Below are 12692 nucleotides of genomic sequence, written 5' to 3'. Positions count from 1 at the left end.
GAGCATTGGAGGGCTGGTTGCGTACCACCTGGTCCAGGTCATTCATGGCTTGCCGTATGCTGTCGAGGTGGTAGTAAACCATGGACCGGTTGATGCGGGCTTTGGAATTGTTGGGATTGATCTTCAGTGCGCGGTTAAAGTCATTCAGTGCCTTTTGGTGTTTTTTCTTCTGTTGGTATATCCTCCCGCGGGTTATATAAGCGTTGGCGAAAGTTGAATCCACCTGAAGGGCCCGGGACAGGTCCTCCAGGCTGGCGGTGGTATCACGGAGGTTAAGTTTGCTCAGGCCCCGGTAGTAGTAGGCTCTTTGCGAGCGGGCATTTCTGTCCAGGGCCCGGTTGAAATCTTCGATGGCCGGCTGGTAGTTTTCCAGGCGAAGCTTGGAAAATCCCCTTTGTATAAAGAGTTCCGGTTGCCCGGGGATGAAATAGAGTGTTTGGTTGAAATCCTCGATGGCGCCCTGGAAGTTGTAGAGCTGGATACGGGTCATTGCCCTGTAGTAATAGGCTTTGGCGGCATTAGATTTGTACTGCACCGCACTCGAATAGTCGCGCTCCGCTCCATAGTAGTCGCCCAGGTTATACTTGGCAATACCCCGAAGAAAGTATGCTTCCGCATGGTCGGGCTCATATTCGATCACCGTATTGAAGGTTTGTATGGCCCGGGAATATTTATAATAGTGAAGCAATTGCTTGCCCTTTTGCAGATAATAGCCTGTATTCAGCTGACTTAAAGCCGAAAAGGGCAGGAGGAAAAGCAACAGCGTAAGGAGGGTTATGAAAAGGCCTTTTTGGTGTTTCATACGGTTATCTTTTATTTAATAATTTGGCCGTATGGAACCTGCATGGAATAATCATGTCCTTGTTGTGTAGGTTCTTGGATGCAGGTTTCAAAAGGGAATGATGTATTTATCTATTTATAAATGAGTTGCAATATTCTGTCCAGTTCCTGCCGGTCCACTTCATCAAATGAATTCAACTCGCTGCTGTCGATGTCGAGCACCCCAATGATCTGATTGCCGTTGTTTCTTATAGGCAGCACGATCTCTGATTGGGAGCGTGAATCACATGCAATATGACCGGGGAACTGTTCCACATCCGGTACCACGACAGGTTCCTGCCGGTTCACACCAGCCCAGCATACACCTTTGTCGTTCTCGAGCTCCTGGCAGGCAACCGGCCCCTGATAGGGGCCTACTACCAGCCGGCCTTCCTTCAGGAAGTAGTAACCGGTCCAGAAAAAATAGTCCATCTTGTGATGCAAAACAGCAATGATTGTTGACATGCGCGCCAGCTCATCGTTGCTTGTGGGCACTAGCTCCTGAAGTTGTTTGTATATGCGGTCGTAACGGTTTTTTTTCTTTTTTTGATCCATGGTTAGCGTTTTTATTTGGTTCCAACAATCCGACGGGCTTAAAGGTTAAAGTCAAGGATCAAAACTAAATAAATTTTTTCTAATTGTTGCTTTGTTTATCTTTGCGCTCTCTCTTGCATTGCCGGTGGCTGTTCATTTTCTATGAATGAGGCTGGAGCTAAGGCTAAGGCTAAGACTAAGACTAAGGCTAAGGCTAAGGCTAAGGAAGAAGGAGATGGATTGTTAACCAGGATCCGGCTTGCAGGCGGCCTTGTGCCGCTGGAGCTAAAGCAAAGGAGGAATTGGATGCCAGCCCCGACGAAGTGGAACCCAGGGGGCCCCGCGCCGCAGGAACAAAGTGGAGGCGGGGGATTGAATGATTGGATATTGGATATAGGATGCTTACAAGGCTGACGGGAAATATTGATACAAAGGAGGCGGCTGCCTTTCGGCTGCATGTGGGCTATTCTCTGATTGATGGCATGATGCGGGGTGCCCTGATCATGAATGAGTTTGTCTTCATTAAAAGTCTCAAGGGCACTTCCTATCAGCTGGGTATGTTGTTTCAGTTTACCGTCATTGTGCTGATCTTCTCCGTATTCTTCAACGAGGTGCTGCGCCGGTCCAAAAATAAGAAACGTCTGCTGCGGCAGGCGGCTTTCATCACGCATCTGCCCCTGCTTTTTCTGCTGTTTTTCCCGATGGATCCCGTGAGCCTGCCGGAAGGATCCCTTTACCACTTTGCCTTTCTGATTATCTTCCTGGTCTATCACCTCTCCAGGCCCCTGGTATTTCCTACCATCAACCTGTTGCTTAAGAATAACTACCGCCTTGAGATATTCGGTTCCCTATACAGCATTGCCACCTCAGTAAATAAGGTGATGATGTTGCTTACTACCTTTATCTACGGATTTTTGCTGGATTATGACCATTATGCTTTCACTTACGTTTTCCCCATATTGGGTTCCCTGGGGGTTTTCTCCATCTATCTGCTTTCTAAGATTTCCTATGTGGAAGAAAAGACTGTAACCTTGCGCCGTTCCTTCATGGATTCGGTAAAAGGATCGCTGAAGAACCTGGTGAACATTCTGCGGTTCAATGCTCCCTACCGCGATTACGAGATCGGGTTCATGTTTTATGGTTTTGCCTTTATGAGCACCAAGGCAGTGATCACCCTTTTCTATAAGGAGGAACTGGATCTGAACTATTCCAGTGTGGCTTTCTATCAGAACGGATTCAATATACTGGCCATCATCCTGTTGCCGATTTTTGGAAAGGTGTTGGGCAGGACCGATCCCCGACGTTTTGTGATGCTCACCTATTCTTCTCTTGCCCTGTATATCTTTTTTATCGGATTCACCGAATATTTTCCTTATTTCATTAACATCTGGGAGATTCAGCTTTACTGGTTTCTTCTGTTGGCCATCATTTTCAAGGGAATCTTTGTTTCCACCATGTCCCTGTCCTGGAGCATCGGCTCTTCTTACTTCTGTTCGAAGGAGGAAGCCGGCGATTATCAATCCGTGCACCTTACATTAACCGGGATACGTGCTATATTTGCCCCACTTGTGGGTGTGATGTTCTATGAACTGATCCATTTTTCAGGTACTTTTGCCATTGCCATTTTCTCGCTGATGGGCGCCATTGCTTTGATGAACTGGTCCTATAGAAACCGATCATTTAGGAGAAGATCCTGATATCACCTTCTATTCTTGCTTTTATTAGATGTTTTTTTTACATTCACACAGATATTTGATACGATCATCAAAAAAAGATCAACGTTAAATAATTCTGTTTGTATACACAGATGACATTTTAATACTTTTGTATTGCATTGGGCATATTTGAATGAAGCGCTATGGCCGAAAAATCAAAATCACAAACCAACAAGACCAACACGAATGACCCCTCCTTCGATCTTGAGATTGCAGGGACAAACCGGACTCCGGAGGTCATTCTGAAGGCTGAGCAGGGACTGATCTCCATAAAAGGTTGTTCCATGCCCGCGAATGTCAATCAGTTTTTTTCTCCGGTTCTGGACAGTCTGAATCAGTACATACGTCAGCCGGCTCCCCGAACACGGGTCGTCTTCGATTTGGAGTATGTCAATTCATCTTCCTCCCAGTTGATACTGGCCATCCTGTTTAAGCTCAAAGAGTTGGTGGACAAGGGCCACAAGCTCACCGTAGAATGGCATTACATGTATGAAGATGAAGATATTTATGAGACCGGGAAATCATATTCCGAACTTTCGGGAATTCCATTTGATTATCACGAACACGATTAGGAGGCCCTATTATGACACATATGAGCCATATTGGACTCAAGAAGCTTTATGAGCAGATTCGCAATATTCCGGGTCAGGAGTATGTGGATATACCACGTACTGAGCGAACTCCCGAGATTGTCCTTGACAGATCGGGAGATATTGGCAGGATCAAGTTCATTGGACGGTCTTTGCCTGATGATGCACGCACGTTTTATCAACCCATCATCACCTGGATAGATGATTACTTTGTCGATCCCCACGATACAACTGTCATCAGCTTTGATCTGGAATATTTTAATACATCATCCTCTAAGATGTTGCTGCAGATCATTCGTAAGTTTCAGAAGCTCGAGGATCATAGTAAGCAACTGAAGGTAGAATGGTATTACCTGGAGGATGACGAGGACATCCTGGAAAGTGGAGTTACTTTTCAGGATTTGACGGATGTTGAATTTGACTTTATTAGTTATCAATAAAACACAGAGAGGATATGGGAATGCTAGCCACCAAAGAGATCATTAAAGAAGTAAACGACTCGGTAAACAAGGATTCGGTGACCATACAGGGTTCATCTGAGACACCTGAAATAAAGCTGGACAAGCACGAGGGGGAGATAAAATTTTCCGGGCGGTCCATGCCTGAAGATGCCAAAAGTTTTTATGCTCCGCTTAAGCAGTGGATAGATCAATACAGTCAGCACCCGCAAAAGGGTACCAATGTGATTTTTGCCTTTGAATACTTCAATACGGCTTCCTCGAAGATGATCATGGAATTGATCGAGATGGTGAAGAAGATTCAGGAAAACGACCCGGACCTGAGGGTGGAATGGCATTATCTGGAAGATGATGATGATATGCTGGAAGCCGGAGAAGATTACTCCGACATTACCGGAATTGAGTTTGAATATTTTAGTTATGAATGATGATATGAGCGCTTAAGGGTTTAGGGGATGCCCTTTTCTATAAAGTTTCTTTTCGACATCTGCTTTTTGTTGCCCGTTGAGAATCCATACCGGACCATCGGGCAAATTTTTTCTATGGTAGATGATGCGTGATACGGTTCCGGTGCTGTCGCAATAGTGCCAGGGACCCCTCTTGGTATCATCTACATACTTACCATATTCCTTGATCTTTCCATTGACATGAAACAGCTTCCAGAAACCGGTGGCCTGGCCCTGCTTGTAGATTCCTGTTTGTTTTAGCAGGCCGTTGGGGTGGTAGATCTTCCATTCACCGGAGTATTTCCCGTTTTTGTAGTGTCCTTTTCCGTGGAGGGTGGAATCGGGGTAGAATGATTTCCAGAGCCCGGTTTTGTTTCCTTGTTGTGAATAGGTGCCGGTTTCCTTGAGTGTTCCGTTGGGGTAGAAGGCCTGGTAGGGTCCGGTGATTTCTCCTTGCTGGTAGGAACATTTCACCATGAGCTGGCCGTTGGAGTGGTATCCCCGGAAAGGCCCGTGCAGGTTGCCATTTTTGTATATGCAGAGCCTCTGTAGCTGTCCGTTTTTGTGGTATACCCTGAGGGTATCGACAAACCGGCCCTGGATCCTTTTGCCCTGGTAGTTGAGGCTGCCGTCGTCGTAGTAGGCTTTCCAACGGCCTTTTTCCCGGCCTTTATAGGCCTGGTATTCCTTATAACGGGTTCCATCGGGGTAATAGACTTTGATCAGGCCTTTCTGGATGCCGTTTTTGTAATGGGATAGGGACTCGAGGGTGTCGTCCTTGTAATAGGTGCGGAACGGGCCATCGAGCCGGCCGTTGTGGTAACGGGCTTTTTGTTTGAGGTGGCCGTTCTTGTAATATACTTTATAGGGCCCGTGGCGCTTGCCTTTATGAAAGTACAGCTTTTTCTTCAGTTCACCGGTCTCGTAATACAGGTGCCAGAGGCTGTCGAGCTGGTTGTTGTTGAAAAAGCCTTTCTGGCCCAGGGTGCCGTTTGGGAAGAAGTAGCGGTAAGGTCCCTGCTTAATGGTATCGGGGCCTTGGGTGGTGATGTGAAAGATTTCCTTGACCTGGTCGGTGGAGGGATAGAACACCTTCATGCTGTCCTGCTGGGCGAGGGCAGGCACAGATACAACAATGGCTCCTGCTGTAAGGAGGAGCCATTGGGTTTTATGCAGTATGTTTCTAGTCCACTTCAATGGTAATCTGCGTTCCCTCCAAGGCCCTGCTGCTTCCGTAATCTAAAATTGCTGACAAGGAGTAGGTGCCTTCGGGCAATTTATCCGGTAAGGTGAGTTCCACATTTCTTGTTGATTGCGGGTAGGATTTTAGCTGAACGGGTTTGAATTTTTTCTCATTCATGGATTGCAGGTTGGAAGCTATGAGATATACTTTACAGTTGGTAATGGTATTGCCCAAATTATCGATGTTAGCGGCGAATCTTCTCAGGGAATCATCAGGCGTGGTAACTTCTCTCAGGTTGCTGATCTGAACCCTTTTGTTGCTTTGCACCTGAGGTGTATAAGCCAACTGCACATTGATCCTGCCGTATATATTTACACCTGCCGAAAGTTCCTGGTCGGCTTCAAAAGTGGTCTGTTCCTTAGCTGTAGTAAGATTCAGCAAACCCCATTTAGAGGTGTAATCGTCGCTCGGTGCCTGAAGTGTAACTTCAACGGTTTGTGTTTCGTTGGGATTCAATTCCAGGTATGAGGGATTTAGTGTGATCCACTCAGCTATGGAATTTTTTGAAGACCCCGGGCTGAGTATTTTTTTATCGCCATCTTTGTATATCAGATAATCCTGAAAAGACAAAACAATAGATACATTGGAATTCCCATGGTTTTTTACTGTCAAAATCTTTGTTTGTGTCTCCCCGGGGTTGGGAGTGAAATTGAGACTAACAGGTGCCACCTCAAAGTTTTGGGCCGCAATTTGAGTGGCAGAAAATAAGGCGAGGAAGAGCACGTAAATTGTTTTTTTCATAAGTTGGCATGCTTGTTATGCCTACAAATATAAAAATTTAATGAATAGATAAAAACACAGCGTAAAAATATATCAACGTATATCATTTTTTAGTCATAGAAATCACAGATTTGATGGAAAATTTTATCCAATAACGGGATTGTATAGTATACTAAAATGAATTTTATTAGATTTATAACCAAAATAGATGGATTTGAGATTGTACCGTATCATATCAGCCACTTTATTGGTAGTCTTTCTGCCAGCCTTACTTAATGGGCAAACCATAAGCCCATTGAGTGAAGAGATGCAAAACCAGGTAGAAAAGCTCCAGGAGGTAGTAGAATATTCCCGTCAGAAAGGAGATTTGAAAAATGCTATATCTTCTACGAACAAGATTGCTTTTATTTATTGGGACAGTGGAAATCCCAATAAAGCAATTGAGTATTTCAAGAAGGGAGTTCAGTTGAATAAGGAGGTGGGTAAAAAAGTGAATATAAAGAAGATATACAGCAATATAGGGTTGATTTATACCGATATGGAAGAGTTGGACCCAGCGTTGGAGTATTTTCAGAAAAGCCTGGATATTCGTCGGGAGATGGGAGACAAGAAGGAGATAACCTCCGGATTGATTGATGTGGCTTATATAATGGGTTTAATGGGGGATTACCGGGAGGCCAACAAGAGGTTGGACGAGGCGCTTCAGATTGCCCTGGAGGAAGAATATTCGAGGATGACTGTGAACATTTACAATCAGTTGTCGAAGAATTATGACAAGATCGGCAACATTAAGAAATCCAATGAATACAACCAGAAATACGCCTCAGCCCAGGAACATCTGGAGACACAGACCATGAGAGAGCAGTATCAGAAACGCCAGGATACGACCCAGGCGAGGCTCCGGAAGACCCAGGTTGAAAGGGAAAAAGAACAAGCCCAGTATCAATTGGAACAGCTCAGGTATGAACGCCGGCAGGATTCGATTCAGGAGGTGGTGCAAGAGAAGCAGGATTCGCTGCTTAGGGCGCGCAGGCTGGACAGTCTGAAACAGCTTAGGTTGAACCAACAGGAGCAGCAGATGGAGCTGCAGCAGGCCCGTTTGCAACAGCAGGAAGCAAGAGCAAAGATGCAGCGTACCATCATATACTCTGTGGCCGGAGGCTTGTTATTGGGTATCTACCTGCTGATCGTGATGTATCGAAGCAATCAGGCCAGGAAAAGGGCCAATCAGGCTCTGGCCGAAAAAAATGCTGAAATCGAGAAGAAAAGCGGTCAATTGCAGGAGGCCTTCAATAAGATTGAAGATCAGAACATCAAGATCACCCAGAGTATCACCTATGCCCAGGAAATTCAAAAAGCCCTTTTCCCACCCAAGAAAAATATCCGCAACTATATACCGGAATCTTTTATTTTTTTCCAGCCAGTGGATCTGGTCAGTGGCGATTTTTACTGGTTCAAGGAGATAGACCATCATGCGGATCTTTATGAGGAGAAAGAAAAAAGGTCTGTGGGTCAGAAAAATTCCCCCAGCAATGGCAAAGCAAACGGTAAGGATTTACTGACCTTGAAGAACAATAAATTTGTTATCTCTGCAGTGGATTGCACGGGCCATGGTGTTCCCGGTGCTTTTATGTCGATGATCGGATACAACCTGCTGGATGAGATTACCAAGTTTGGCGTTTCCAGACCTTCCCGAATACTCAGGGAACTCCATAAGGGCATCCGCTCCACCCTTAAACAGCATGAGACCAACAACCGCGATGGCATGGACCTCTCACTCTGTGTCATTGATAAACAAGAACACCGGGTGGATTTCTCCGGAGCCAAGAATCCGCTGATATACATACAGGATGGAGAGGCTCGTTTGATAAAAGGCGATCGCGTACCGGTAGGAGGTATGCAAACAGAAAAAGAACGGTATTATTCCGAATCCAGTGTTCAGGTGGACCGTCCCACCTGGTTTTATATCTTCTCTGACGGATTCACCGACCAGTTCGGCGGTCCGCAGAACAGAAAATATCTTCTTAAGAACCTGAGAAAGCTTTTGGTGGAAATACATCAGGAACCCATGGAGGAACAAGAGCGGAAACTCTCTGAGGTACTGAACGATTGGATGGGTGATGTGGAAAACCAGATTGATGATGTATTGGTGATTGGTTTTAAATTGGATCCCAATCATGTCTAGGATGCTGTTATATAACACCCTGAAACTTTTGACCAGGCAGACCGTAAAATCACATGTTTTATATCGGTAATTTGATGGAAGGCCCCGTCAACAGGACAAATAAAAATAACTTTTTGATTGATAAAGCGCCAGATCTTTGATTTTCATGTATAATTTACTATTTTAGCCAAAAATCGGAATTATTAAGCCAATTATAAATTTATAGCCTTATGAAAAAGTATGTAATGATTCTTTTGCTGTTCTTTGCAGGATACCAGGTGTCCTCCTTTGCCCAGGCAGTTGATGACCGGGCAGTGGTGCCGGTCTCCGTAACTTTAAATTCCATTCTAAGATTGAATATTGAGTCTGGGGGTAACATTGAATTCAATTTCAATACCCTCCAGCAATATCAGGATGGGATCAGCGGGATTGGTGGGGATGACGCGTACTCCACAAAGATATCGATTGCTTCCTCTGTGGATTGGGATTTGAGGATGGGTGCAGAAGATGCAGGTTTGATCACAACTGATTCTGTATCTGTAAGCACTTCAATGGATCTGGGTTATATTACCTACCAGGTTGATCAGTCTGATGCTACCGTTACCCATGCGGGGGGTGAAATTACTGTTCCATCCGATGATGCTCTTAACGGCCCTACCCAACTCACACAACTGGGTACCTCGGATGAAATCATTCAAAGCGCTAGTGGTAATGCCGGAGATGTAGCTCAAAATTCATTCCGCATCGACTGGGCTTGTGGCAGTACAACAGATGGTGCGTTAGGCAATTTGATGGGGTCGAACTTAACAGGAGGCAGGTATTCCACCAATGTCTTCTTTATTCTGAAACCCGCCGATTGATGGTTGAAGGTCTTAAGTGGCCTCAGAAAAAGGAATTTAAGTTAAACCAATTATCCGAGGATAATATGGTTTAACTTAATCTTTTTAATTAACAGGGAATTAATGAAAACATCATGTGCCCAATTATTAATTAGTTCGTTATTTTTCCTTCTGATACAGATACAGGTTCAGTCGCAAAATCCTACTTACCGTTTGACAGTGAGTTCGGGGGGGAATGTTGAATTTAAGGTTTATTCCTTTCGTCATTATGAAAACGGTATCGACTATTTGGATTTGACACACCTGGAAATTGTTTACGCGGACACCACGGCCGGGCCCCACGAGGATGAATGGTATTTAGGGGTTAAAGCTCAAGATGATGCATTCTACAGCAATTATCCCGGTCGGACGCTGGACCTGAGTTATGTAACATTAGAAGCCTCAGATGGGGGAGGTGACTTTGCTTTTAATTCCGGGGAGATTACTTCAGGCGAAATTTCATTGAGCAGCACGAATTATGCCCTTTTAGTGAGTCAGGGGGATGCGGGCAGATACAGGCTCAATGTAACTTATCATTTGGATTCGATTACCGGAAGTGTATCGGGATTTTATAATACCAATCTGCTTTTTAAGATGGATACGGTGGCACCTCCATGGTAAATTTGGTTTATGTGCAATTACTGTAAATATGGCATTTTCCTGTTCATCTTGCTGGTTTACTGCTCCATATCGCGCGGGCAAGTAATGAATGGAGGCAACGGCCATAGCGACATCCAAGCCGAATTTGTCAAGGAAAATATCAAGATTGAACCCCGATCGCCTTTTTTTAATGTGTTAAAGATCTATAATGCCTCCGATCGGGAACAATTTGTGAACTTGCAATATGAAACACCGGTTGGTTGGAGCCTGATCTCTCAAAAAGAGTATCGCCTCAATATATCTCCCAAAGACACCATAGCCGTTCCCTTACGGGCCTCCGCCAATAAAAAGGTGAAGGGAGAAATCGGTTATTCCATTGTTGCATCCCTTACCAGTCGTTCCGGACAACCCATTACATCAGCGTATTGTTTTATCAAGATTCCTAAAAACAGTCAGGTTCGCTTTCACCCGCTTACCCGCGTCAGTTATATTGATCAGCAAGAGAAAAGGGGGACATTCTCTTTTCGACTGATCAATAGTGGAAATGTCGATGAAGTAGTGTACCTGAATTTCACTTCTACTCCAAATTTAAAGATGCAAGATGAGGTCAATAATCAGTACTCTACAGATGCTCTCATACCCGCTAAGTCAGATACGACGCTGAACTATCAGGTGATCGTCGAAAAGGAGCAAGCGGAAAAATCGCTCTATCGCATTAATCTAACCGGCCATACGGAGGAACAAAGGTTTAACTCCACTTTCTGGTTCAAGAACCTGGTAAGCTCCTATGAGTATGATAAGCCATCCAGTGAAATACCCCTGATCCTGGAATTGAACATGTCGAATTTGTTTAGCGAAGCCTCCAGCTATTTTTCAGGTACCGCCCGGGGAAATTTGCTTTTTAAGGATGACCAAAGTTTAAGGTATTATATTCATAAATTCCCTAATAAAGGAAGAAGGAGAAACTTTTTGCAATCCAGTCAATTTTTTTTTAACTATCAGCAACAAAATTTGAATTTGCAACTGGGTGACAGGATACCCTTTTATTTAAGGCAAGGTCAAGGTAAGGGAGTCATGGTTCAGTACAAGGTGAAAAATGCGTTCAGTTTCCGGGGTAAATATACCCGCAATGACTTTGAACCCATTAACAACTATGGTTTCGGTGCCGAGTTTAATATGTTTAATTCTGAATTGAGTCTGGAAACAGATTTTGAGCTGAGCGACGATCCTAAGACTGATTATGAAGTGCTTTTAGGATCTGTGCGAAATCGTTTTGAAATTACAGATGACCATAGTTTTACTTCAGAATTTGGATTAAGTACAAAGTCAAATAATCTGGGATTTGAATATAAACCGGGTTTACATTATCTCGTTAATTACAATGGGCAATTTGATGATTTGCAGATAAAACTCAGAAACAGATACAACAGCGAAGACTATTATGGCAGCTTTTATGGAAAGAATGAGTTGAAATTTCATACTACTTATCCTTACAAAGATTATCGTTTTAATTTGTTCTTTCACAATTCAAAATATAATCCCTCTTCGTTTTATCAGCAGGGGGAGTACTCAGATAAGTACAGATTGCGGCGGCAATTATCATTGCGTACGAGCAAGTATTTAAACAATGTGTTCACGATTTTCGCTGAGCCGGAATATGAGTATTTTAACTCCAATTCCTTTTTCAACTATTCAGTTGACAACCCCTTTATAACTAACGGAACCTACTTGCAGGTAGGAGGAAGAATGAATGTAGGGACCTACTCCCGTTTGAATGCTTCACTCAAGGGAGGGATGACTTTTGTTACCAACTACGACACAGGATCTAAAACACCACCGCAGATCAGTGTGCTGGAAGGAAGAGATGATGCCTTCACTGCAGTTTTCAATATGAGCTACTATTCCCGTAACTGGGGTGTATTTTTTAAATACAATTATGGGCCTTATAATGGCAACCAGTACTACACATACTTCTATAGTGGAAGTTTTAATCAATTGTTACGCCTAATGCCTTATTACAGAAATTTTGTCTATAAAGACATCATTCAACTGGATTCCAGGCTGAATTATATGTATAGCATTAATTATCAAACCCATCGATTGAACCTGGGCAATGAAGTTCGGGTCCACATGGACTATGGATTGATGTTAAGACTGATTGCCAATTATACACTGCAGTCTACCATGGGGGAAAGTCAGCAGGCCATGGTACAGGAAGAACAAAAGTATACCTATTCAAACACTTATTTCGAGTTACGCCTTCGGAAAGATTTTGGATGGAATCAGCCCAGGATGAAATATTATGATTTGACGGTTAATCTTTATAAAGACCTGAACGGTAACCTGGCCAAAGAAGGGAATGAACCGGGAGTAAAGAATGTGCTGGTGAATATTGAACGTGTTGATGCATCCCAATTGGATTCATTAGATGTGGATTATGAATCGTCCGGTAATCTGGTGAATAACAGACTACTCTCGAACATGCAGGGGCGGGTGGCTTATGATAACATTCCACAAGGGGTCTA

General features: G+C 44.0%; 12 protein-coding genes. 8 read left to right on the top strand and 4 right to left on the bottom strand.

The window, feature by feature from the left end; genetic code table 11:
- Together KGY70_09900 and KGY70_09895 are read right to left on the bottom strand one after the other, a co-directional pair.
- Positions 1-802, bottom strand: an 802-nt coding sequence (locus tag KGY70_09900) for a tetratricopeptide repeat protein (protein MBS3775491.1), incomplete at its 3' end; no start/stop codon positions are given.
- Between the two features lie 110 nt (positions 803-912).
- On the bottom strand, positions 913-1374 hold the full coding sequence (locus KGY70_09895; protein ID MBS3775490.1) for a GAF domain-containing protein: 462 nt from the start codon (positions 1372-1374) through the stop codon (positions 913-915).
- A gap of 359 nt (positions 1375-1733) precedes the next feature.
- On the opposite strand from KGY70_09895, the gene KGY70_09890 reads away from it, so the two are divergent.
- From KGY70_09890 to KGY70_09875, 4 genes are all read left to right on the top strand, one after another.
- Positions 1734-3050 (top strand): MFS transporter, encoded by a 1317-nt coding sequence (locus KGY70_09890; protein ID MBS3775489.1) that lies wholly within the window; start codon positions 1734-1736, stop codon positions 3048-3050.
- Positions 3051-3211: 161 nt separating this feature from the next.
- Positions 3212-3640, top strand: a complete 429-nt coding sequence (locus KGY70_09885; GenBank protein ID MBS3775488.1) for a DUF1987 domain-containing protein — start codon at positions 3212-3214, stop codon at positions 3638-3640.
- A gap of 11 nt (positions 3641-3651) precedes the next feature.
- Positions 3652-4098 carry a DUF1987 domain-containing protein gene (locus tag KGY70_09880; protein MBS3775487.1) on the top strand — a complete coding sequence of 149 codons (447 nt, stop codon included), beginning with the start codon at positions 3652-3654 and terminating at the stop codon, positions 4096-4098.
- Between the two features lie 14 nt (positions 4099-4112).
- Positions 4113-4544, top strand: coding sequence for a DUF1987 domain-containing protein (locus KGY70_09875; protein MBS3775486.1), 432 nt, complete (start codon positions 4113-4115; stop codon positions 4542-4544).
- 12 nt (positions 4545-4556) lie between these two features.
- Here KGY70_09875 and KGY70_09870 read toward each other — a convergent pair whose 3' ends face one another.
- Positions 4557-5759, bottom strand: a complete 1203-nt coding sequence (locus tag KGY70_09870) for a toxin-antitoxin system YwqK family antitoxin (GenBank protein MBS3775485.1) — start codon at positions 5757-5759, stop codon at positions 4557-4559.
- Positions 5746-6546 carry a hypothetical protein gene (locus KGY70_09865; GenBank protein MBS3775484.1) on the bottom strand — a complete coding sequence of 267 codons (801 nt, stop codon included), beginning with the start codon at positions 6544-6546 and terminating at the stop codon, positions 5746-5748. The genes KGY70_09870 and KGY70_09865 overlap by 14 nt, the downstream gene beginning before the upstream one ends.
- A gap of 187 nt (positions 6547-6733) precedes the next feature.
- On the opposite strand from KGY70_09865, the gene KGY70_09860 reads away from it, so the two are divergent.
- The 4 genes from KGY70_09860 to KGY70_09845 all read left to right on the top strand — a co-directional run.
- Complete coding sequence (locus KGY70_09860) at positions 6734-8710, top strand: tetratricopeptide repeat protein (protein MBS3775483.1); 1977 nt, start codon at positions 6734-6736, stop codon at positions 8708-8710.
- 209 nt (positions 8711-8919) lie between these two features.
- Positions 8920-9549 (top strand): hypothetical protein, encoded by a 630-nt coding sequence (locus tag KGY70_09855; protein MBS3775482.1) that lies wholly within the window; start codon positions 8920-8922, stop codon positions 9547-9549.
- 102 nt (positions 9550-9651) lie between these two features.
- Positions 9652-10188, top strand: coding sequence for a hypothetical protein (locus KGY70_09850; GenBank protein MBS3775481.1), 537 nt, complete (start codon positions 9652-9654; stop codon positions 10186-10188).
- A gap of 9 nt (positions 10189-10197) precedes the next feature.
- Positions 10198-12692 (top strand): hypothetical protein (locus tag KGY70_09845; GenBank protein MBS3775480.1); only part of this gene is annotated, 2495 nt, incomplete at its 3' end.

This window comes from Bacteroidales bacterium, assembly GCA_018334875.1.
Taxonomy (GTDB): Bacteria; Bacteroidota; Bacteroidia; order Bacteroidales; family UBA12077; genus JAGXLC01.
This window is presented reverse-complemented; position numbering and strand designations above follow the sequence as displayed.